Annotated in this window: 18 protein-coding genes; 10 read left to right on the top strand and 8 right to left on the bottom strand. The window is 38.9% G+C overall.

The genetic code is table 11. From position 1 onward, the window contains the following. The first annotated feature begins 269 nt into the window (after nt 1-269). From FYJ25_RS04930 to FYJ25_RS04915, 4 genes are all read left to right on the top strand, one after another. On the top strand, nt 270-1,346 hold the full coding sequence (locus FYJ25_RS04930; RefSeq protein ID WP_154580696.1) for a lysylphosphatidylglycerol synthase transmembrane domain-containing protein: 1,077 nt from the start codon (nt 270-272) through the stop codon (nt 1,344-1,346). Then, a complete protein-coding gene (locus FYJ25_RS04925; protein ID WP_022169485.1) occupies nt 1,330-2,034 on the top strand; it encodes a CDP-alcohol phosphatidyltransferase family protein in 705 nt (234 codons plus the stop codon). Before FYJ25_RS04930 ends, FYJ25_RS04925 begins: the two co-directional genes overlap by 17 nt. A 106-nt stretch (nt 2,035-2,140) precedes the next feature. Next, on the top strand, nt 2,141-2,974 hold the full coding sequence (locus FYJ25_RS04920; RefSeq protein WP_096241027.1) for a phosphatidylserine decarboxylase: 834 nt from the start codon (nt 2,141-2,143) through the stop codon (nt 2,972-2,974). Beyond that, the gene (locus tag FYJ25_RS04915) at nt 2,943-3,584 is read left to right on the top strand and encodes a phosphatase PAP2 family protein (protein WP_154580695.1); all 642 of its coding nucleotides are present in this window, start codon (nt 2,943-2,945) and stop codon (nt 3,582-3,584) included. The genes FYJ25_RS04920 and FYJ25_RS04915 overlap by 32 nt, the downstream gene beginning before the upstream one ends. Before the next feature lie 436 nt (nt 3,585-4,020). On the opposite strand, the gene FYJ25_RS04910 is transcribed toward FYJ25_RS04915, so the two are convergent. The 4 genes from FYJ25_RS04910 to FYJ25_RS04895 all read right to left on the bottom strand — a co-directional run bounded on the left by FYJ25_RS04910 (nt 4,021) and on the right by FYJ25_RS04895 (nt 8,556). Next, the gene (locus FYJ25_RS04910) at nt 4,021-5,244 is read right to left on the bottom strand and encodes a dicarboxylate/amino acid:cation symporter (protein WP_096241681.1); all 1,224 of its coding nucleotides are present in this window, start codon (nt 5,242-5,244) and stop codon (nt 4,021-4,023) included. 809 nt (nt 5,245-6,053) lie between these two features. Further along, on the bottom strand, nt 6,054-7,385 hold the full coding sequence (locus tag FYJ25_RS04905; RefSeq protein WP_154580694.1) for an MATE family efflux transporter: 1,332 nt from the start codon (nt 7,383-7,385) through the stop codon (nt 6,054-6,056). A gap of 93 nt (nt 7,386-7,478) precedes the next feature. Further along, a complete protein-coding gene (locus FYJ25_RS04900) occupies nt 7,479-7,934 on the bottom strand; it encodes a MarR family winged helix-turn-helix transcriptional regulator (protein WP_096241024.1) in 456 nt (151 codons plus the stop codon). A gap of 262 nt (nt 7,935-8,196) precedes the next feature. Then, entirely contained in the window at nt 8,197-8,556 is a 360-nt protein-coding gene (locus FYJ25_RS04895; RefSeq protein ID WP_021906808.1) for a desulfoferrodoxin family protein, read from the bottom strand. Between the two features lie 448 nt (nt 8,557-9,004). Here FYJ25_RS04895 and FYJ25_RS04890 point away from each other — a divergent pair, with 448 nt between their 5' ends. From FYJ25_RS04890 to FYJ25_RS04880, 3 genes are read left to right on the top strand one after another with little or no spacing between them, the layout of a single operon-like run. Beyond that, nucleotides 9,005-9,943: a TAXI family TRAP transporter solute-binding subunit gene (locus tag FYJ25_RS04890; RefSeq protein WP_154580697.1), complete on the top strand. Its 939-nt coding sequence runs from the start codon at nt 9,005-9,007 to the stop codon at nt 9,941-9,943. A gap of 11 nt (nt 9,944-9,954) precedes the next feature. After that, on the top strand, nt 9,955-11,142 hold the full coding sequence (gltS, locus tag FYJ25_RS04885) for a sodium/glutamate symporter (protein ID WP_154580693.1): 1,188 nt from the start codon (nt 9,955-9,957) through the stop codon (nt 11,140-11,142). 31 nt (nt 11,143-11,173) lie between these two features. Next, nucleotides 11,174-11,386, top strand: coding sequence for a hypothetical protein (locus FYJ25_RS04880; protein WP_154580692.1), 213 nt, complete (start codon nt 11,174-11,176; stop codon nt 11,384-11,386). On the opposite strand, the gene FYJ25_RS04875 is transcribed toward FYJ25_RS04880, so the two are convergent. Continuing rightward, complete coding sequence (locus tag FYJ25_RS04875; RefSeq protein ID WP_154580691.1) at nt 11,352-12,287, bottom strand: cation diffusion facilitator family transporter; 936 nt, start codon at nt 12,285-12,287, stop codon at nt 11,352-11,354. The two genes, FYJ25_RS04880 and FYJ25_RS04875, sit on opposite strands and share 35 nt — an antisense overlap. 233 nt (nt 12,288-12,520) lie before the next feature. On the opposite strand from FYJ25_RS04875, the gene FYJ25_RS04870 reads away from it, so the two are divergent. Together FYJ25_RS04870 and FYJ25_RS04865 are read left to right on the top strand one after the other, a co-directional pair. Then, nucleotides 12,521-13,870, top strand: coding sequence for an MATE family efflux transporter (locus tag FYJ25_RS04870; protein ID WP_154580690.1), 1,350 nt, complete (start codon nt 12,521-12,523; stop codon nt 13,868-13,870). 828 nt (nt 13,871-14,698) lie between these two features. Further along, nucleotides 14,699-15,874 carry a PP-loop family protein gene (locus FYJ25_RS04865; protein WP_154580689.1) on the top strand — a complete coding sequence of 392 codons (1,176 nt, stop codon included), beginning with the start codon at nt 14,699-14,701 and terminating at the stop codon, nt 15,872-15,874. A 108-nt stretch (nt 15,875-15,982) separates the two neighbouring features. Here FYJ25_RS04865 and pduB read toward each other — a convergent pair whose 3' ends face one another. The 3 genes from pduB to htpG form a co-directional block, all read right to left on the bottom strand. After that, nucleotides 15,983-16,714: a propanediol utilization microcompartment protein PduB gene (pduB, locus tag FYJ25_RS04860; protein ID WP_216412514.1), complete on the bottom strand. Its 732-nt coding sequence runs from the start codon at nt 16,712-16,714 to the stop codon at nt 15,983-15,985. Nucleotides 16,715-16,839: 125 nt separating this feature from the next. Continuing rightward, complete coding sequence (locus FYJ25_RS04855) at nt 16,840-17,511, bottom strand: GTP pyrophosphokinase (RefSeq protein WP_167513773.1); 672 nt, start codon at nt 17,509-17,511, stop codon at nt 16,840-16,842. 230 nt (nt 17,512-17,741) lie between these two features. Next, the gene (htpG, locus tag FYJ25_RS04850) at nt 17,742-19,715 is read right to left on the bottom strand and encodes a molecular chaperone HtpG (protein ID WP_154580686.1); all 1,974 of its coding nucleotides are present in this window, start codon (nt 19,713-19,715) and stop codon (nt 17,742-17,744) included. A gap of 505 nt (nt 19,716-20,220) precedes the next feature. On the opposite strand from htpG, the gene FYJ25_RS04845 reads away from it, so the two are divergent. Continuing rightward, nucleotides 20,221-21,813 (top strand): nitrite/sulfite reductase, encoded by a 1,593-nt coding sequence (locus FYJ25_RS04845; RefSeq protein ID WP_154580685.1) that lies wholly within the window; start codon nt 20,221-20,223, stop codon nt 21,811-21,813. Nucleotides 21,814-22,141 lie beyond the last annotated feature (328 nt).

Raw genomic sequence — 22,141 nt, 5'->3', positions numbered from 1 at the left:
GTTTAAACTGTTTGTCATAGTGCTTTGCCATAATGAGATCCTCCTTCAGTGCGGTACCTACATTGTACCATGAAATATTAGATTAGGAATTCTCATTTTGACTTGTACTATTTATATTCTAGCACCGTATGTTATAGTTATAACTAGTGTTAAGATTTACACAAACAAAAAGAGGAACATTTCACAAGAATAACAGGCAGGTTTTACATGCATTTGATTTGGAGTTACAGGGATAGTTATTGGGAAAGATACATAAGAAATGCATATTTATGAAAGAAAAAAGTATAATTCAACAGAACTTAAAGAAAATAATTGGTGTTATTGTGGTTTCTGTTTTTGCCATAATAACGATTTATACGGTGTTTCGGGGGAGCGGCATCTCTTTGAACGAATTAACAGCGAGTTTAAAAGAGGCATCCTGGGAAGGTATTCTGCTGGCATCAGTGAGTATGCTTGGTTTTATTTATTTTGAAGGGGAAGCGTTAAGAGTTCTTGTCCGGCATATGGGATATCCGGCAAAGAGAAGCCATGGCTTTGTTTATTCGGCGGCAGATGTGTATTTTTCTGCAATTACGCCATCTGCTTCGGGAGGACAGCCGGCAAGTGCATATTTTATGCTGAAGGATGGGATAGCAGGAACAGCGGTTATGGCTGCGCTGCTACTGAATCTTATTATGTATACCCTTGCGATTCTGACGATCGGGCTGGTAGATATTTTTATTTTTCCGGAAGTTTTTCTGAATTTCAGTATCGGGTGCCGGGTGTTGATCGTGGCAGGTGGTTTAGCTTTAGCAGGGCTTGGGATCATCTTTTATCTTCTGCTGAGAAGGCAGGCATTGATTGAATCTTTCGGTGCCTGTTTTGTCCGGATTTTACGGATGATTCATTGTGGGAGGCTTGCAGATAAGTTAGAAAAGAAACTGGAAGTTTCTATCGAGAAGTATAGTAGTCTTGTGGATGTGATTTTTGATGGAAAGAGAATGTTATGGAAGGTGTATATCCTGAATCTGTTACAGAGATTGTCGCAGATTATCGTAACACTTTTTTCCTTTGCAGCATTGCATGGAGATTTACGAAAGCTTCCACAGTTATTAGCAACACAGATTTATGTTGTTATGGGTTCAAACTGTGTCCCGATTCCGGGAGGAATGGGAGTGACAGATTATCTGATGTTGAAGGGATATCAGCAGCTTATGAGCAGGGAAGCCACATTTCAGCTTGAAATGTTTAGCAGAGGCCTGTCTTTTTATGTCTGTATCTTTGTAAGTCTGACTGCAGTTTTGATAGGATATGTAACGATTAAGAGAAAAAAGAAATTGGAGAATGAAAATGATAGGATTTTATGATTACACAGTGATACTTACTTATTTGTCACTAATGTCGGGAACAATAGGAATTATGCTTTGTCTAAATGGGATGGGGCATCCATACCTTGGTATGTTTTTTCTGCTTTTTTCCGGACTGTGTGATACATTTGATGGAAAAGTAGCCAGAAGCAAAAAAGACCGCACAACACAGATGAAAAAATTTGGAATTCAGATAGATTCACTGTCAGATTTGATAGCTTTTGGTATGCTGCCGGCATGTATAGGAATCGCAATGCTTCGCTATACGATGTGTATTCCTGATTTATCTGGAGTGACCCGCTATCTGCTCACGCACTATACTTTACAGACACAGATTGTTTTAAGCCTGATTGCTGTTTTGTATGTACTTGCTGCAATGATTCGCCTGGCCTATTTTAACGTGATGGAAGAAGAAGACCAGAACAGAGATGAGACAGGAGCCAAAATTTATACAGGATTACCAGTAACGTCTGCAGCATTAATTTTCCCGGCAGTACTGCTTATACATATGCTTATTCGTGCAGACCTGACATTTTTGTATTTTGGAGTTATGTTAATTACAGGCGGCCTGTTTATTTCAAAAATACAGATTAAAAAGCCGCAGAATAAGGGAATCGCTACTATGATTTTCTTTGGTGCGGTAGAGTGCGTTGTTTTGATTTTTGCGTTGAAATTTTTGAAAAAATAAAGCTTTCATATAAACATTTAAACTTTGTAGTATTTTATGAGAATACTATGGGGGTTTTTGTACATAAATTTTAAGAATTAAGAGATTACAGACAGGAGATTTACATATGACTATCCTAGAATTTTTATATAATACAGTTCCAGGAAGATTTCTTTTAAAACCGTTAACCGGCCCACGGCTTTCTCGTATCTGTGGGCATTTTTTAGATTCTGAATTGTCTTCATTTCTTATTAAACCATTTGTAAAGCAAAATGCAATCCAATTATCAGATTATGAAACAACAGATATAAAAAGTTTTAATGATTTTTTTTCAAGGAAAATAAAACAGGGCAAGCGTCCAATAGATATGGAGGAAAATCATTTGATCGCACCATGTGACGGTCTATTATCTGTCTGGAAAATAAAAGAGAATACCGTTTTTCCCGTAAAGCAGAGCCATTATACAATTTCCTCTCTGTTGCACAGCAAAAAGCTGGCACAGCGTTACCATGGGGGATACTGCCTTGTATACCGTTTGTGTGTAAATCACTATCATAGATATTGTTATGTGGATTCCGGGCAAAAGAGTAGAAACTTTTTTATTCCAGGACGTTTACATACGGTAAGACCCGTTGCCCTCCGGGAAGTTCCTGTGTTTACTGAGAATAGCAGAGAATACACATTAATTCGGACAGAAAAGTTTGGCACAATAGCACAGATGGAAGTTGGCGCAATGCTTGTTGGACGGATTGTCAATCATGAAGAAAAAGGAAACGCCATAAGAGGAAAAGAAAAAGGATATTTCCAATATGGAGGTTCTACAATTATCGTACTGATTGAGCCAGAACAAGTTCAGGTACGCGAGGACATTTTACAAAGTTCTGCACTGGCAAAAGAAGTGCCCGTCAAGATGGGGGAGGTCATTGGTCATGCACTCGAACATAAAAGAACGATTCAATAATTTACTGCCAAAGTATGCAATCCTGCCGATTATCGCAGCTTTACTCATAAATAACTGTATCTACATAGGTGTGGCACAACTTCGAAACCACTTATCTTTTTACTCACTGGCAATCTCGTTAGATGAAAAGATTCCACTGCTGACACCATTTGTCATATTTTATGTACTGGCATATGTCCAGTGGGCATTGAATTACATATTAATTGGCAGAGACAGCAAAAAACTGTGCTATCAGTTTGTACTTGGAGATATTCTTTCCAAAGTCATCTGTCTATTCTTCTTTATATTGTTTCCAACCACATTAACCCGGCCGGAAATTACAGGAACAGATATATTCAGTCAGCTTGTTCGCTTTATCTACTCTGTAGATGCTCCCGTCAACCTATTTCCGTCTATTCACTGTTTAGAGAGCTGGTGCTGCATACGTGCCGCCTACAAAATGAATTTCAAAACAGAAAAGAGAACTAACTATTATCGAGTGGCAACGATTCTTATGTCACTGGGGATATTTGCATCAACATTATTTATAAAACAGCATGTAATTGCAGATGTATTTGGGGGAATTGCAGCTTTCGAAATTGGAATGATTTTGGCAAAAATTCTGATTTGATGGATTAAAGAAACGAAACCCAGAAACGTTATATAGAATAAAATGTGAAGATAGTCGCGGCGTAGAAAATGCCTGACCGGCATTTTTACTTGCTCCGACATCACATTTTATTCTATATAACGTTTTTGGATTTCTGTTTATTGGCACCAGATGAAATCAGGATTTTGTGTGGAAAAAATAAGGGGTTTCTCCAGAAGAAATGCGTCAATCCTTTAGGCTTTAATTTCCAGAGAATCCATAACCTTCTGGGAAATCCCCATTCTCGCCAACTGTAGATTGAGAATAGTCAGAAAAAAGAAACAAATAATACATCCCAGATGCGGCTTGGGAGCGTATTTAAGATGCGGATGAGCATATTAAATACAGCGACTACAGAGCAGATGGGATGTATTATTTGTTTCTTTTTTCGTCTATTACCAAATCTACAAATCAGGATTTACAAATCTATGCGTTCAATTGTTTGCTCTTCTATATTATGTCGTTTTGTATATCCAGTAAGAATAAGCGTTAAAGCTCCGTCGCCCGTTACATTGCAGGCTGTTCCAAAACTATCCTGTAATGCAAAGATAGTAAGCATTAATGCAGTTCCGGAATCTCCGAATCCAAGAACTCCTGTAATAAGTCCTAAGGATGCCATAACTGTTCCGCCAGGTACGCCAGGTGCTCCAATAGCAAATACTCCAAGAAGTACGCAGAAAAGAATCATTGTTCCAGGTGTTGGTACTGTGTCATAAAGAATTTTAGAAACTGTCATGCAGAAGAATACTTCTGTAAGAACGGAACCGCACAGATGAATATTTGCAAACAGCGGGATACCGAACTGTACCATATCTTTTCTGAGTGGTTTACATTTCTCAGCACACTGCAGGGCAACAGCAAGAGTAGCAGCAGAAGACATAGTTCCTACTGCAGTCAGATAAGCAGGCCCATAATTTTTTATAATATCTAATGGATTCTCACCTGAATAAACTCCGGCAAGTACATAAAGCAAAGTCATCCAGATGAAATGACCAACTAAAACAATAACAATAACTTTAAGGAAAACAGGAAGCTGTTTTGTAATAGTTCCTTCATATGCAAGTGAGCAGAATGTCAGACCGATAAAAAATGGAAGAATCGGAATGATGATTTTCGAAACGATAGCAAGAACAACTTTCTGAAATTCATCTAAAAAAGCTGCAATCAAATCTGCTTTCGTCCATGCTGCAGCCAGTCCAAGTAAAATAGATAAAACAAGTGCACTCATAACCGGCATAATCTGTGGAATGGAAAGTTCAAATACAACATCGGGAAGCGTTTTCAGTTTATCTGCTGCCGAACTGATAGAAAGATGTGGAATCAGTGCATATCCGGAAACTGTAGAAAATAGTGCAGCACCTAATGAGGAAACGTAAGCAATAACAATAGCAACCCCAAGCATACGTGAAGCATGGCCGCCAAGCTTTGTGATAGAAGGTGCGATAAATCCGATGATAATTAAAGGAACACAGAAATTAATCAACTGTCCTAAAATATACTTTGCAGTTACAACCACATTTAAAATGGCCCTTGTCGCAGCATTGCCATCGGCATAATTAAGCACAAGCCCAATACAGATACCGAGAAAAACACCCATTAAGAGTTTGAAAGGCAAGCTGGTAAAAAAATTATTCTTTTTCATACAAAAAATCTCCTCTAGTTTTCTCTCCATTATACTATATTGCAAAAAATATAACAATGGAAGATTTAACTATTTGATTCATTAGAGGAAAACAGACGAAAATAAAAATAATAGACCATTGCAACTGTAAAGATATCACCGCGTAGAAAATGCCTGTTCGGCATTTTTATTTGCTCTCACATTACATTTGCAATGGTCTATTATTTTTATTTTCTGCTTGTTGGCTCCAGAAGGAATGAATGCAATAGTTTTGAGAAGAGAAGGAGGAGAGGTCAGGAGTCTACTACTTACTCTCTCCACTATGCTGAACCTTTTTTCAAGTTTCAATGATGATAAGATGATACTGCAAGCTATCACTATACATGATAAATTTATCATTATATTGTTGCGATATATCGTTTGTCTCGATGTATGTCATACGTTACATGATGCACATCTCGTAGCAAGAATACCGAGGTATTCTTGAATTAGAGTATACAATGAATCTAAAGGGGACTTCTCTAATTTTTTGGAAAATGACACTGCCCTCTCTCTTTACTGTTCGTTAAAGAAAGCATCTAAGCTTCTGACGATACATCTTCCGAGCAAGCAGTAGTCTTCTGATTTCTCCCCCATCTCTCTCCAAAGACTATTGCATTCATTCCTTCTGGAGCCAAAACACAGAAAAAAGAAACAATACCATATCCCAGATGCGGCTTCGGAGCGTGTTTAAGATGCGGATGAACATCTTAAACACAGCGACTACAGAGCAGATGGGATATGGTATTGTTTCTTTTTTCGTCTGTTCCCTAATGAATTAAATAGTAAAACTAAACATAGTGATATTTTTTTCTTTGCTTGATGAAGAAGGTGATAGTTACGCATAATGTCATTAATTCTGCAATTCCGACAGCGCTCCAGATTCCATTGATTCCCAATAATGTTGGAAGTAAAAGGATCATAATAATCTGGAAGACCAGGGTACGCAGGAAGGAAATTGCGGCGGATATAACACCGTTGTTCAGTGCGGTAAAGAAGGAGGAACCGAATATATTGAAGCCATTAATCAGGTAAGCAAGACAATAAATGCGGAAACCGTGTTCTGTCATGGCAAAAAGCTCGGCATCATATCCAACAAAAAGCTTAGAAAGAGGAGAAGCAAGCAGCTGTGACAAAAGGGCAAGCATGATTCCCCAGGTTCCGACAAGCGTAAGACTTTTCTTAAACAGATTCTTCAGTTCATCGTGGTTTCCTGAACCATAATGATAACTGATGATTGGTGCGCTTCCGATAGAATAACCAAAAAAGATAGCCAGGAAAACAAAGTTAATATACATCATTGTTCCATAGGCGGCAACGCCATTCTCACCGGCAAACTTCATAAGCTGTATATTGTAAAGAGAGTTTACAATAGAACTTGAAAGGTTTGTCATAAGTTCAGAAGAACCGTTAATACAAGTCTGCAAAAAAACTCGTCCATTCCAGTGTGTTTTACCAAGATGAAGCAAGCTGGAATTCTTTCTGGAAAAATAAATTACCGGAAAAAGCCCTCCAATCAATTCGCCACATACCGTTGCAATCGCAGCACCCGCAAGTCCAAATCCCCAACCCCCAACAAATAAAAAGTCAAGAACCATATTTGTCATGCCGGCGGCAATGATAACATAAAGACCAAGATGCGGTTTTTCGGCAGTGACAAAGAAACTCTGAAAAACATTCTGCAGCATAAATGCAGGCAGAGAGATAAAAGAAAGTCTTGCATATAAAACACAGTCAGATAAAAGCGCTCCTTTTGCGCCAAGTAAGGAACAAATAGAAGGAATCAGAATCGCACCAAGAACGGAAAGAAAGATTCCTCCAAGCATCGTTGCATAAACGAGCATGGAAAAATACGCATTAGCCTTATCTTCTTTTTTTTCTCCAAGCATTCTTGCAACAATGGCACTTCCTCCTGTACCGATCATAAAACCGAGAGCGGACAGTCCCATTAGGATAGGAAGAGTTAGATTAATTGCAGCAAGCGCAGTCTTACCGACAAAGTTTGATACAAAAAGCCCGTCTACCACACTGTAAATGGAAGTAAAAATCATCATAATAATAGAAGGCAGAACAAAACGCAGAAGCTTTCTGTAAGTAAAATGTTCTGATAATTGAATTTGCATAAAATAAATCCTTTCGTAAATAATGATGGCAAAAAATCCTGTCAAAAATTCTGAAAAAAACCTGAAAAATCTTGTACATAAAAATCCTGTACATTAAAGTTTGGAAAACTTATTCCGTAAAGCAGTGACATATTTTCCATGTAACTTCAGTAATAATTTACATTCTTCCTGACTTAATTCAAGAAAAGCTTCATTCTCCGCTTCAACAATAGGGAAAATAGTTTCATTTAATAAAATATGCCCACTTTCTGTCAAATGAATGTGTTTACTCCGTCCTTTTCCGCTAGAAAGAGTAAGATAACCTTCCTGTTCTAGTTTACGGATGGATGAATGTACCGTCTGTTTGGGAATAAAAGTAGCATCGCACACATCACGCTGCAGGCACCCATCGCCAACTTCACAGATTGTATATAAAATATCAAATGCGCTGTTAGAAAGCCCAAATCTGGCGGCAGTCTCCCGGTAAATATCATTCACTTCTTTATAAATTCGATTATATTCCCGTAAATTAGAGCTCATATATGGTGTAACAGAAGTAGAATTTTGCATAAAATACTCCTTTCATAAATACTTAGTCTGATTTCGTACTTATTATAGTCTGAAATCGTACTAAAGTCAAGCGGCGATTCCTTATATCACATGTGAGATGACTCCCACCTCTGTAGGTGGCGGGCAACAAATCAGTATCAGTGGGGAGACATTCTTGAACAGAACACAAAAAAATGGTGCCGTCAGTTATGGTCATTAGACCATTACTGTGACACCATTTGTGTTTAGATGCTATGATTCATATAGTATAGTATTGCTGTGATTATTCGGACTTCCATAATCCATGAAGGTTGCAGTATTCGTAAGCTGCTACGAATTCATCACCATCTGCTAAAGTAAAAGTAGCCTTCGGTGTATCTCCTGGTTGGAATCTATGAAGCTGTCCGCCGTTCTTTGTCTCAATGTATACGCCCATAATATAATGTTCAGGAAGCATTGGGTGTTCTACAGAAGAAACTGCAACACTAACCTTATTCCCATCCTGTGTTACTACAGGTACATGCTTTTCAACAGCGGCATCTGTTGTGTTCGCCTTCAGGTTCTTCAGATTCTCTACAGATGTGCCTGCACCAAATAATTCAAATAAAACTGTTCTGTCTTCGGAACGATAAAACTTAGCCATATCTTCTTCTCCTTTTCTGATTCATGTACTCTCGCAGTCTTGAAAAACTCTTCTTACAAAATCAAATACAAAAACTTCGCAAGTACATATCTCCTAAATTTCAAAATCTTGTAGTAACTCATGTAAATAAAAATAGTAATTATTACTGTAATTAAATTATAAATGATATATGAGAAAATGTCAATAGAAATATAGAAATATTAATGAATTATTTGCAAGAATATGATAGAATAACTTGGCATATTTAGAGATATGTATCGGGAAGAGCAATATATCTTCTATAAAAGATATATTCTATTAAAACATATCTTCTATATTCAAGTCGAGCAGCCGTGAAACTTCTGAAAGAGGTGGGAGTCTTCTCGACTGAGATAAAAAGTTAAAAGAGGAAAGAAACTATGAGGAATGAAGGGGTGATTTTGTGAAAAAAAGATGGATTTCTCTTTGTATGTGCATCCTTATGCTTGCGAGTCTTTTGACAGGATGTGGCATGAATACACGAAAAATCAAGTTTGGCGCGGCTGGTCTTGGAGGAACATATCGTGTGTTCGGTGATACGTTTGCGAATCTGGTGACGTCAAAGAATAAGAAGTATAGCATGGAAGTAAAGACGACAGCAGGTTCTGCGGCAAATCTTCGTCTGCTTTCCGATGGCTATATTCAGATGGCGATTGCACAGATGGATTTAACTAATGATGCATATGAGAGAACAGGTATTTTTGAAAACAAAAAGAAGCATGGCGGATACAGTGCCGTAGCAGCATTGTATACCGAGGCATGTCAGGTTGTTGTGCGTGCAGATTCAGGGATCAATACGATAGAGGATCTGCAGGATAAGAGAGTCAGCGTAGGAGAAGAAGAGTCTGGTACGGAACAGAATGCGAAGCAGATTCTTGCGGTCTATGGTTTGAATGACAACCTTGTTGATGAGGTGAATCTGGATTATACGAATGCGGCGCAGGAATTAAAAGCAGGTACGATCGATGCCTTTTTCTGTACGGCAGGAGCACAGACAACCGCAATCGGAGAACTGGCGAAGAAGTGCGAGATTCGTCTTTTGAACATTGACGAAAAGAGCGCAGATAAATTAAAGAGAACCTATAAGTTTTATACAGACTGTACGATTCCAAAAGAAACCTATCAAGGGCAGACGGAGGACATACAGACAGTTGGTGTAAAGGCAGTGCTTCTTGCGAGTGATAAGCTTTCCGCAGATACAGTAAAGGATATCACGAAGATTTTATTTAAAAATAAAGAGGAATTGCAGTACTCTTTACCGGTAGATATTTCTATTGATGAGAAGACAGCAGTAGAGGGAGTTACCATTCCGTTTCATGAAGGTGCGGCAGCATACTATGAGGAATGTGGTATAAATATAGCGGATTAGGGGAATGGTTTATGAAGATTCAATTAGATATGTATCAGACAATTGCTGTAGCGGTCGTTGTTCTGATGTTAGGAAAGTTTTTAAAAGAAAGAGTAAGCCTTTTAGAGAGGTTTTGTATACCGGCACCGGTAATCGGTGGTGTGATATTTGCCATCTTTACCTGCCTTTGTTATGTGACCGGAATCGCAGAGTTTTCTTTTGATGATATTTTAAAAGAAGTCGGTATGGTATTTTTCTTTACCTCGGTAGGATTTCAGGCGAATTTAAAAGTACTAAAAAGTGGTGGAAAGTCATTAATTGTTTTTCTGGGACTGGTGATCACATTAATCTTATGCCAGAATTTCATTGCGATCGGGCTTGCAAAGCTTTTGCACATAAGTCCGCTAGTAGGGCTTTGTACAGGCTCGATTCCGATGATCGGAGGGCATGGAACCGCAGGAGCATTTGGTCCGGTTCTTGAAGACTTTGGTGTGAAGGGAGCCAGTACATTATGTACAGCGGCAGCGACATTTGGTTTAATTGCCGGAAGTGTGATGGGCGGACCGGTCGGGAAACGCCTCATTGAAAAGAAGAATCTGTTAGATACAGTAATTGCGGAAGATGACAGCCTGTTAATCGAAGACGAGAAGAAGCATGAACGTCATGCCAGTATGTATCCTTCCGCTGTGTTCCAGTTGATTATCGCCATCGGAATTGGAACGATTATTTCTAAGCTGTTATCACTTACAGGGATGACTTTCCCAATCTATATCGGAGCGATGATCGCAGCAGCATGCATGAGAAATATCGGAGAGTATTCCGGCAAGTTTACTATTTATATGGGTGAGATCAATGATATCGGCGGAATCAGTCTGTCTCTTTTCCTTGGTATCGCAATGATAACACTGAAGTTATGGCAGCTTGCCGATCTGGCATTACCGTTAATTACCTTGCTTGCAGGACAGACAATCCTTATGTTTCTGTACACATATATCGTTGTATTTAACGTTATGGGAAGAGACTATGATGCCGCAGTCCTGTCATCCGGAGTATGCGGATTTGGTATGGGAGCAACGCCAAATGCAATGGCCAATATGCAGGCAGTATGTGAAAAGTATGCCCCATCTGTAAAAGCATTTTTATTAGTACCGCTGGTCGGAAGTTTATTTGCAGATTTCCTAAACAGTCTCGCAATTACATTTTTTATAAATATTTTATAACACATATCCAAGGAAAATCAGGGGGATTTTTATGTTTGGTAAAAAGAAAAAAGTAAAACACGAAAAACATCATACAGACTACAAGGTATCCAGCGAGAATCTCGCCATGCCGGAACTCCATATCGGAGAAGGCAAGAGCGAGGAATCGCCGGAAAAGAGAAAAGATGAGTTTATCACGTATGAGAACGTAGCGATTCCGGAAATACATATTAAAAAGAATTCAAATTCTCCTCAAGACCGGTAAATTCAATATCGGGAAGTAATTCAAAGTAAAAGTCAGGATATTTTTTTGTAAGAGCAAGAATGCATTCATCTTGCAGGAGTTTGAACTTAGACAGGGAGACAATATCTTTATCAAAAGTGATATAGACACTGATCCATAACTTCCTTCCGGTTCTTACAATATCATAATAAAGATTTTTATGGCCGTAGATACCGATAATCGGTTCTACGGTCGATTTAATGTCCTCGATCGTTTCCTCTTCCGGCGGAATCAGCATAAGATCACGAATTCCGGTAATCACCGTATGAATCGGTGTTGGAATCATAATAAGAGAAAGGACAACCGTAATAATCTGATCAAGGTAAGGAACCAGATTTCTAAACCATGCAAACGGAATACATATCGGCAGTAAAAAGGCACATGCCATACCTAAAGAAACCACACTGTCCATACGCCAGCCCTGCATTTCCATGTTAATAAGAGGAGAGTGCATGGATTTATTTTTTATGTAAAGATAAACAGTAACAATAATACCCAGAACACAGGCAAATAATTCAAAGTATGCAACTGTATTAAAAGAAATAATATGTCCGCCATGTATCATCAGATTGATATTATTAAAAATCAGACCAAATGTAACGGCAGTCATAGTGATACCTTTGATTACAATAAACAACGTCTCAATCTGTGTGTAGCCAAAAGGATGTTGTTCACTTGACGGTCGATAAAGAAAAGGAATCAGAAACAGCGATGGCAGAAGCATGACAAATTCAATCCCGTCATAAACTGCATCAAGTAAAACCGCCTGCGAACCAGTTAATATTGCCATAACAAGCTCGATCACGACAAAAAGTAAATTGCCGTAAAGAGAAACAGACATCGCAGATTTCTCTCTCTTTTGTGTTTTTCGTCCTACATGCATGGTAATTCTCCTCTCCAATAAGTATTGTAGTTATTTTCCTAAAGAGTTATAATATGATATTAGGGCCCAAAAGTCAAATAATCTTAAATTATTCAAGAATATCGGGGTATTTTAAAAAAATGTACTCTCGGAGTTTTTCTTGCACTTGCTTTTGCGACTGACAAAAAATCTTCTCACAAAATCAAGCACAAAAAGATTCCGAAAGTACATAAAAGTGAAAAGGAGTGTAAAATATGTCAAAAACGACAATTAATGATATGACTGTTGGAAGTCCGGCGAAGCTGATTATTCAGTTTATGATTCCTATGTGTTTAGGAAATTTATTCCAGCAGTTTTATAATGTAGTAGATTCTATTGTTGCGGGACAGTTTTTGGGGGTGCAGGCCCTTGCAGCAATCGGAAGCACAGGAGCATTAATGTTCTTTGTAATAGGCTGGCTTAACGGTCTTACCAGTGGATTTGCCATCATGGTAGCACAAAGCTTTGGCGCAAAACAATATGACAGGATGCGGCATTATGTTGCGATGTCCATTTATTTATCCATCGCATTTGCCCTTGTAATGACCATCGGATTCTCCATAGCAAATGAACCAATTCTTCGTATGATGAATTATTCCGATGAAATTATGCCGGCGGTAAAAGGGTATATGGGAATTATTTATATGGGATTACTTGTCACAGTAGCCTATGATGCATTATCCGCATTTTTACGTGCCTTAGGAGATTCCCGTTCCCCACTGTACTTCCTCATGATTTCCGCCGCAATCAATGTAGTATTAGACATCGTATTTATCGTAGTAATAGGAATGGGCGTAGAAGGATGCGCCTATGCCACTGTAATCGCACAGGCAGTCTCCGCATTCTTATGCTTTATTTACATCTGCAAAAAGTTTCCAATCCTTCGCCTGAAAAAAGAAGATTTCCGCATCTCATTTAAATCATTTGGAAAACTCTTAGGACTGGGCATACCAATGGCACTCCAGTTCTCCATCACCGCAATCGGAACAATCATCGTACAGGGAGCTATTAACATTTACGGCGAAAACTGCATGGCAGGATTCTCAGCAGCCGGAAAACTGCAGAATATATTTATGACAGTATTCGTCGCATTTGGAGCAACCATCGCCACATACGTAGGACAAAACCGCGGAGCCGGCAAAATGGAACGTGTAAAACAAGGCGTACGCTGTACACAGTACATGATCTGGGCGTGGAGCATCATCGACATGATTGCCATGTTTTTCTTCGGAAAATACATGACCTATCTCTTCATCAGCCCCTCAGAAACAGAAGTTATCAACGTAGCAGTCACATACTTCCATACCGTACTGTGGTTCTACCCATTCCTCGGAAGCATTTTCCTGTATAGAAATACATTACAGGGAATGGGATATGGCTTAATCCCGATGCTCGGAGGAATCTTCGAACTCGTAGCCAGAAGCGTGATAGTAACCCTCGTAGCCGGACGAACCAGCTTCGCCGGCGTCTGCATGGCCGACCCAGCAGCATGGATCGCAGCATTAGTACCACTATTACCATATTATTTCTACATAATGAAGAAGTGGAAAAATACAAATTTGTAGATTTCGTGTAGACGAAAAAAGAAATACTACCCTATCCCATCTGCTCTGTAGTCGCTGTGTTTAAAATGCTTGTCCGCATCTTAAACACGCTCCGAAGCCGCATCTGGGATAGGGTAGTATTTCTTTTTTCTGACTATCTAAATCTACGGTTTAACAACATGGAATGTGCCAGAAGGCGATGGTCTTCCGGAAAATTAAATTCTAAAGGATTGACACTCAAATTGTTATCTTTCCAACATAAATCACTAAGTTGTTATTTGTTATCAAAACCAGACAGCCGCTAAAACAAAATTCTGTGCTGAATTGTAAGAAGATACCCCTCTTCTGGAGATTTTCATTCCAAATAAAAACCACAGCCTTCTGGACAATCCCCTTATTCTTCCTCAAGCGAAAATACTAATTTCCATCTGAGCCAAAGAGCAGAAAAGCAGAAATTTAAGATAGAAGAAAATGTGATGTCGGAGTAAGTAAAAATGCCGGTCAGGCATTTTTTACGCAACGACTATCTTCACGTTCTAATAGATATTAAATTTTTGGTTTTCGTCTGTTTAGCCTTACAAATTAGTATTGAATCTCCTGGAAAGCCATATCTTTCTGGGAAATTTCCATTCTCACCAATTGTAGATTTAGATAGTCAGAAAAAAGAAAAAATACCATATCCCAGATGCGGCTTCGGAGCGTGTTTAGAATGCGAGCGAGCATTTTAAACACAGCGACTACAGAGCAGATGGGATATGGTATTTTTTCTTTTTTCGTCTTTTTAATCTATCAAATCAAGTATTTTTGTGTTATTATTCTTCTGTGATTTTTTTTGGAAAGGATAAGCAGATGGATATTACGATAAATGAATTAGAGCAGTTAATGCCGGATAGTTATAGATTACTTGATATGCGAGGCGATGTGGAAGTCGGACACGGAATGATTCCGGGGGCGATCCACATGAGTAAGGATGCTATTTTGGAGAAATATCAGGGGGGACTTGTAAAGGCAGATGAGGAAGCGGCGCAGGTAAGAGAGGATTTAGCGGATAAGAAGCTGATTATTTATTGTGCGAGAGGGCGTATCAGCCAGGAGCTTGCCGAGGAGCTTCGCGACAGAGGATATGATGCGTTTAGTTTAAAGGGTGGTTACACAGCATGGCTTTTAGAGCAGATGAAGAATCAGCAAGCAGATGAAGTGTGTGCCCAGGTGGAGAAGAGTATCCGTAAGAAGTTTCGTAAGAATATCTGGTGCAAGTTTACGAAGGCGATTAACCAGTATGAACTTGTAAAAGAGGGGGATTGTATTGCGGTTTGTATTTCCGGTGGAAAGGATTCGATGTTGATGGCGAAGCTTTTTCAGGAGCTGAAGCTTCATAATAAGTTTCCGTTTGAAGTAAAGTTTGTGGTGATGGACCCTGGATATAGTCCGGAAAACAGGAAGGTGATCGAGGAGAATGCGAGAAAGTTAAAGGTTCCTGTTCATATTTTTGAGTCGGATATTTTTGAGTCGGTATATCATATTGAGAAGTCGCCATGTTATCTTTGTGCGAGAATGAGAAGAGGATATCTTTATAATTTTGCGAAAGAATTAGGATGTAATAAGATCGCGCTTGGTCATCATTATGATGATGTTATTGAGACGATTCTGATGGGAATGCTTTACGGAGCGCAGATTCAGACGATGATGCCGAAGCTGCATAGTACAAATTTTGAAGGAATGGAGCTGATCCGGCCTTTATATCTTATTCGTGAAGATGATATTAAGGCATGGAGGGATTATAATGATCTTCGCTTTATCCAGTGTGCATGCAAGTTCACAGATACCTGTACGACATGTAACAATGAAGAGAATCAGTCAAAGCGAATAGAGATTAAGCAGCTCATCGCTGAACTTAAAAAGAAGAATCCTTATGTGGAAGCGCACATTTTTAAGAGCGTGGAAAATGTTAATATTGAAACGGTGATTGCTTATAAAAAAGATGGAGTGAAGCATCATTTTTTAGATGATTATGATTTGAAATAATTCACGTGAAATGAAATAATTTATATGAAAAAAGCGTGGGAACCTATCGGATGTACGATAGATTTCCGCGCTTTTTGTAAATCTTTTGCATCGGATGTAGTCTTCGTCTTACTCTGTCTTGTCAGTGCTTTCTATTGGTTTAAAGTGTAAAATAGAAGCAGGCTTTTGTCCGAATACTTCGATGAGGGCACTTGCTTTTTCGTAAGCGGTATCGACTGCCTTCTTTACAGCACCGTAATCTCCGCTGACACCGATAATGACCTCGTTTGTGCGTGATAAATTGATGGAAGGGGTACCATACCATACAATATCAACCGGAGAGGACTTTACAGCGGTATCTGCAGCAACAATGGCAATTCCGGCAGGGCCGGCACAGATAAAGCCAAATGCCTTGCCAAGTGGTGCGTCAAAGATCTGGTGAAGGACGGGACCGGCATTCGCTGTGACGTGCATCTCCATATGACCTACTTCATTAATATAAATACGTTCAGCCTTTTCATCAATGAGTGTTAAAGCAACTTCAACGGCACGTCTGGCATCGCTTACATCATATGCACCAAGGACGATCAGGTTACCGTGACCGGAGTATCCTTCGGTATCTCTTGGCAGCTCGAAAATAAGCAGTTCCACATTACAGGCCTTGGCAGCTTCGTCTACCGAAAAAGCCTGTGCGGCAGCACCGGTTCTTGAAGTAAGAATGCCAAGAGAAGAATACTGCTCAGGAATCTTTAAAAGTGTGCGTACTTCCGGGTCGATATTCGGAATCACCATTCCGATCGTATGACCTGCCGCAGTTCCGATAAATTCATTTGTCGTAGTAGTAAATTCTGTATGACTCATAAAAAAGATGCCTTTCTCTATATTATGTATAATAACGATAAAATCCCACAATCTACACATAGTGTATCGTAGATTGTGGGAAAGGTAAATGGAAACGCTTGTACTGAAAGGATATCTTTCTGATATTAAATCTTCTCGATTTCTTTCCGAAGCTTCAACATTTTTTTATCAATCTTTGCAATATCAATCGCACATTCTTTTAATTCTTTGCGGATGCGTCCCGCACCCTTTTTTTCGTTCTTATAGCAGAGCTGGTGTTCGAGAATTGCCCAGTAGTTCATGGCAGCAGAACGAACCTGAACTTCAATGCACTTAATGTTCGACGTTGTTTTTGTCGGTCTTAAAATAAGGTGAATACTACGGTAGCCGCTAGACTTTGGCTTTGTAATATAATTCTTCTCCTTCACAAGCTCATAGCCGGGAAGCTTTTTAATTGCTCCAGCTACCCGATAGACATCATCCTGAAAAGAACAGATGATGCGGACACCGGCAAGGTCACGAAGCGTATCTAATGCCTTAGTAAGAGAAACTTCCCGATTTTTACGATGGAGCTTTTCCACAATACTTTCCGGAGTTTTAATACGGCTGGTGGAATATTCAATAATATTTCTGTGATAAGTACCGTAAAGTGTTTGTTCCATATCTTTAATCTGCGGCATCAGCCCATCAATAAGTTTCTGACAATTCTCCTCTATGTTATGCTGCTTCATAGCTTCTTCCATCGCAGCGACTTCTTTTTCTAACTGTGTACCCGTATTCCCCAGTTGTTTTATAGATTTTACCTTCCTTCTTTTCAATGAATCTCCTTCCTTCTTTTCTTTTATATAAGATATATTGCACATAAAGTGTATGCGCAGAAGACTTGTCACTACACATACACTTTTAGTATACGCCATCTGACTTTATTTCTCTAGCAAACTTTAGAGAAATAAACGTAAAATAAATGTAAAAAAATATATAAAGATATATATAAATATAGATAAGAAGATTGGTTTGCTTATCAATGAAAACAAAAGGCAAAAAAGTATTATTTTGTTAAAATGGCAAGTATCTTATTGGAACGTGCTACAAATGCAGTCATTTCTTCCGGCTTTAATGGATGGTTTGCCAGGCGGGCAAGGTCATAAAGCTGCTGGCAGATCGTTGTAGTATTTTCGCTTTCGTCATTATTTAAAACATACTGTACAAGGTCATTGTTCATGTTAAGAACAAGAGTCTCGCCTTCGGCACCAAGTCCGGTAGAACTATTGCTCATTCCGTACATTTCCATCATTTCAGACATACGTCTTGTCTGCTCGGAAACAGTGATCATAGAAGGTGTGTCCGCATTTTTCAGTTTTTCAACTTTTACGATTAGTTTTTCAACACCGGTTGCCTTTTTAAACTTCTCAGAAAGCTTCTCAGTAAGTTCTTTTTCTTCGTTCTCATCGATGGCTTCCTTGAAGTTATCCGTAAGTTCGGAGTCGATACGGAGGAATTTCACTTCAGGATTTCTCTGCTCTAAGTGAGTGATAAATGTTGTATCGATCTGGTGAGTCAGATAAATAGCATCCATTTCCTGCTCTTTAAACATATTGATGTACTGAGACTGTGCAACCTCGTCTGTGATATAGAAGACGTTATTCTCGTATTTTTCTTTACCAGCTTCAAGATAGTCCGGAAGAGTAACATATTTGCCTTCCATATTCTTGAAGATGATGTAATCTTTCATCTTATCATTGAACTTCTCATCACGGATGCAGCCAAACTTAATGAATGGGCTGATATCATCCCAGTATTTTTCATAATTTTCGCGGTCTGTCTTACACATACCGGAAAGCTTTTCTGCCACTTTCTTTGTAATATAATTAGAAATCTTCTTAACAAATCCATCATTCTGTAATGCACTTCTTGATACATTCAGTGGAAGATCAGGACAGTCAATACATCCTTTTAATAATAAGAGGTACTCAGGGATTACTTCCTTAATGTTATCTGCGATAAATACCTGATTGTTATATAACTTGATTTTTCCTTCGATCGTATCGTACTTTGTATTGATCTTAGGGAAATAAAGAATACCTTTTAAGTTAAATGGATAGTCCATGTTCAGATGAATCCAGAATAAAGGCTCTTTATAATCGTGGAATACATCACGATAAAATTCTTTATATTCTTCATCGGTACAGTCATTAGGATGCTTGGTCCATAATGGATGAATCTGGTTGATTGGCTTAGGAGTATCCTCTTCCTCGTCTTCCTCAAGAGTTACTTCGGAATCGCCGTCTTCTTCGGAGTCAGCATCTTTAGAATCCGCATCTTTTGCTTCTACATCGATAACCTTTTCTTCAGCGGATTTCTTCGCAGCTTCCTCTGCCTTCTTCTCTTCTTCTTCCTCATTAACAAAGTAAATCTCAACCGGCATGAAAGAGCAGTACTTATCAAGAACTTCACGGCAACGGAACTCGTTACAGAATTCATAACTGTCATCATTCAGATACAGTGTGATTACAGTACCACGTTCTGTCTTGTCGCCCTCTTCCATATCAAACTCTGTGCCGCCGTCACATTCCCAGTGAACCGGTGCAGCACCTTCTTTATAAGAAAGAGTATCGATAGTAACCTTATCAGCAACCATAAATGCAGAGTAGAAACCAAGACCAAAGTGACCGATAATCTGCTCATCGCTCGCCTTATCTTTATACTGTTCCATAAAAGCAGCGGCACCGGAAAAAGCAATCTGGTTAATGTATTCATCTACTTCCTCTTCCGTCATACCGATACCATTATCGATAAAAGTGAGTGTCTTATCGGTAGGGTTAATACGAACTTCCACCTTATACTTCTCATCATCTGCCTCTTCAAACTCACCCATAACAGCAAGCTTCTTAAGCTTTGTAACCGCATCGCATCCGTTGCTCACTAATTCGCGGATAAAAATATCGTGGTCAGAATAGAGCCACTTCTTTATAATAGGAAAAATATTTTCACTGTTAATTGATAAACTTCCCTGTTTAGCCATAATAAACATCTCCTTAAAATTAATTATATAAAAGTAGACAAATATTCTATAAAAATAAAACATCGTCTTTGTATTTTTATCAATACCATTCTTATACTAATACCACGAAACAGGAATGTCAAGGAAAAATTAGCACTCAACTAAAAAGAGTGCTAACAACTCTGCGGTTTTATATCATTACGCTCATGTTTGTAACATATCTGCCATAGCTTTATATACTTTTCCTCCATGGTTTTAGATGTACTATTGGAAATTTATATTGCAGCGTGTTATAATTTATCCATTAGTGAAAATACTTAAAATAATATGTAACTGTTCAGAGCCAAGCAAAATTTCAAAAAACAGGTGTAAAATGCTTGCATTTTTAAGACTGTTTTTGAAATTTTATTTGGCGGATACGCCACACCGACGAAATGCGTAGCATTTTGGAGGTTAGCTCTGAACAGTTACGATAATATTTAAAATAATACTTAAAATAATATTTAAATAGAAAGCGAGAAGAGGAATGAATCAGAGTTTAATGACAGAATTTAAGGAAGACTTAAAAGATTTCAGAGAGATGACAGAGAAGTTTTATGCGAAGAAAGTCAGTGTAAAGGATTATAAAGGCTTTTCCGGTGGATTTGGCAGTTACGCACAAAGGGGCGCAGAGGCGAGTATGCTTCGTCTTCGTATGCCGGGCGGAAGAATTACAAAGGAGAAGTTAAAGTTTTTAGTTGATGCGATCGCTGCCTATGATGTTAGAAGAGTGCATCTTACGACCTGTCAGACTGTGCAGTTCCATGATCTTGGCATGAAGGCAGTCTGTGACATTATGGAACAGGCGATGGAAGTCGGCATCGTTACTCGTGGTGGTGGCGGAGATTTCCCAAGAAATGTAATGGTATCCCCGCTATCCGGTGTAGAACAGGGCGAGTATTTTGATGTGCTTCCTTATGCGGAAAGAGTCGGAGACTATTTGATGGGAATCATTAAAACAGTTAAGCTTCCGAGAAAGTTAAAGGTAGGATTTTCAAATTCTCCGGCAAATGTAACCCATGCGACATTCCGTGATCTTGGCTTTGTGGCAAAGGAAAACGGTCGCTTTGATGTATACAGTGCCGGTGGGCTTGGAAATAACTACAAGATGGGTGTAAAAGTAGCGGAAGATGTGAAGCCAGAAGAAGTTCTGTACTATGTAGAGGCGATGGTCCGTACGTTTACAACTTACGGTAATTATGAAAGCCGGGCAAAGTCAAGAACAAGATATATGCAGGAAACATTAGGCGTAGAAGGCTATAAAAAAGCCTATCAGGAAAAGCTTATGGAAGTAAAAGCAGAGGTAAAAGACGCTCTTCTTATAAAAGAAACGCAGGTACTGTCAAAGCAAGGAGACGATGCCAAAGAAGCAGGCAATGACAATAAAAATGTAATAGCCTATCCGCAGACAGAAAGCGCATCAGAGCGTGTGATCGCACAGAAACAAGCAGGACGTTATGCAGTTGCCTATCATCCAATCGGTGGAATGGTTCCGGCACAGAAGTTTGGGGAAATCTATGACGTGATTAAAGATGTAGCGAATGCAGAAGTTCGTGTCGCACCCGATGAGACCTTATATATCATTAATCTAGAGGAAGAACAGGCAGAAAAAATACATGAGATCACAGCAGATGGTGCGAAGAATCTGTTTGAAACTTCGGTATCCTGCATCGGAAGTACCGTCTGTCAGATCGGCTTAAGAGATTCCCAGGGCTTACTTGCAAGCATAGTAGAAGCGGTAGAGCCATATCACTTTGCAGATGGCGTACTGCCAAGAATCCATATATCTGGCTGCCCATCTTCTTGTGGAACGCACCAGATCGGAAAACTGGGCTTTCGTGGCGCATCAAAAAGTGTGAATGGAAAAGCAGAGCCAGCATTCGCATTTTATGTGAACGGACAGGATGCACAGGGAGAAGAAAGATTTGGAGAAGAGTGGGGCATCATGCTTGCTACAGACATTCCAAAGTTCTTTATCGAACTGGGCAAAGTTATTTCCGAGGGAAAGCTTAGCTATGAACAATGGTATGAGAACAATCAGGATGCATTAAAAGAAATTGCCGCAACATATTTGCAGTAATTTATAGTAAAAAATCAACAATACTATAAATGACATATATGTAAATCAATGATAAAATTCTCATTAATGATCAAAATAATAGAGAAAATACTTTGAAATTGTTAGTATATTGTTGCAAAATAATATAAAAATATAAACAATAAATAAAAATTTAATAATATAGTTGGAATAATTGGCTTTTTGTGATAAAATAGTGAAAAGCTAAGGAAGAATCCACTAGATGTAGTGATTCTTTTATTTACCACGGATGCTATCATTCGCAGGATAAACTTTTGACATAAAGCGGGGCAGTTCACAATAGAATATAGGGATGGATGTAACAGTAAGA

It is taken from the genome of Anaerobutyricum soehngenii, assembly GCF_009697165.1.
Lineage (GTDB): Bacteria > Bacillota > Clostridia > Lachnospirales > Lachnospiraceae > Anaerobutyricum > Anaerobutyricum soehngenii.
The sequence above is the reverse complement of the archived record's forward strand: the minus strand, read 5'-3'. Positions and strand labels throughout refer to the sequence as shown.

Bases quoted from the DNA above. Each gene is read 5' to 3' on its own strand.
- FYJ25_RS04930 (WP_154580696.1), top strand. From the start codon at position 270: ATGAAAGAAAAAAGTATAATTCAACAGAACTTAAAGAAAATAATTGGT.
- FYJ25_RS04925 (WP_022169485.1), top strand. From the start codon at position 1,330: ATGATAGGATTTTATGATTACACAGTGATACTTACTTATTTGTCACTA.
- FYJ25_RS04920 (WP_096241027.1), top strand. From the start codon at position 2,141: ATGACTATCCTAGAATTTTTATATAATACAGTTCCAGGAAGATTTCTT.
- FYJ25_RS04915 (WP_154580695.1), top strand. From the start codon at position 2,943: ATGCACTCGAACATAAAAGAACGATTCAATAATTTACTGCCAAAGTAT.
- FYJ25_RS04910 (WP_096241681.1), bottom strand. From the start codon at position 5,244: ATGAAAAAGAATAATTTTTTTACCAGCTTGCCTTTCAAACTCTTAATG.
- FYJ25_RS04905 (WP_154580694.1), bottom strand. From the start codon at position 7,385: ATGCAAATTCAATTATCAGAACATTTTACTTACAGAAAGCTTCTGCGT.
- FYJ25_RS04900 (WP_096241024.1), bottom strand. From the start codon at position 7,934: ATGCAAAATTCTACTTCTGTTACACCATATATGAGCTCTAATTTACGG.
- FYJ25_RS04895 (WP_021906808.1), bottom strand. From the start codon at position 8,556: ATGGCTAAGTTTTATCGTTCCGAAGACAGAACAGTTTTATTTGAATTA.
- FYJ25_RS04890 (WP_154580697.1), top strand. From the start codon at position 9,005: ATGTGCATCCTTATGCTTGCGAGTCTTTTGACAGGATGTGGCATGAAT.
- gltS (WP_154580693.1), top strand. From the start codon at position 9,955: ATGAAGATTCAATTAGATATGTATCAGACAATTGCTGTAGCGGTCGTT.
- FYJ25_RS04880 (WP_154580692.1), top strand. From the start codon at position 11,174: ATGTTTGGTAAAAAGAAAAAAGTAAAACACGAAAAACATCATACAGAC.
- FYJ25_RS04875 (WP_154580691.1), bottom strand. From the start codon at position 12,287: ATGCATGTAGGACGAAAAACACAAAAGAGAGAGAAATCTGCGATGTCT.
- FYJ25_RS04870 (WP_154580690.1), top strand. From the start codon at position 12,521: ATGTCAAAAACGACAATTAATGATATGACTGTTGGAAGTCCGGCGAAG.
- FYJ25_RS04865 (WP_154580689.1), top strand. From the start codon at position 14,699: ATGGATATTACGATAAATGAATTAGAGCAGTTAATGCCGGATAGTTAT.
- pduB (WP_216412514.1), bottom strand. From the start codon at position 16,714: ATGAGTCATACAGAATTTACTACTACGACAAATGAATTTATCGGAACT.
- htpG (WP_154580686.1), bottom strand. From the start codon at position 19,715: ATGGCTAAACAGGGAAGTTTATCAATTAACAGTGAAAATATTTTTCCT.
- FYJ25_RS04845 (WP_154580685.1), top strand. From the start codon at position 20,221: ATGAATCAGAGTTTAATGACAGAATTTAAGGAAGACTTAAAAGATTTC.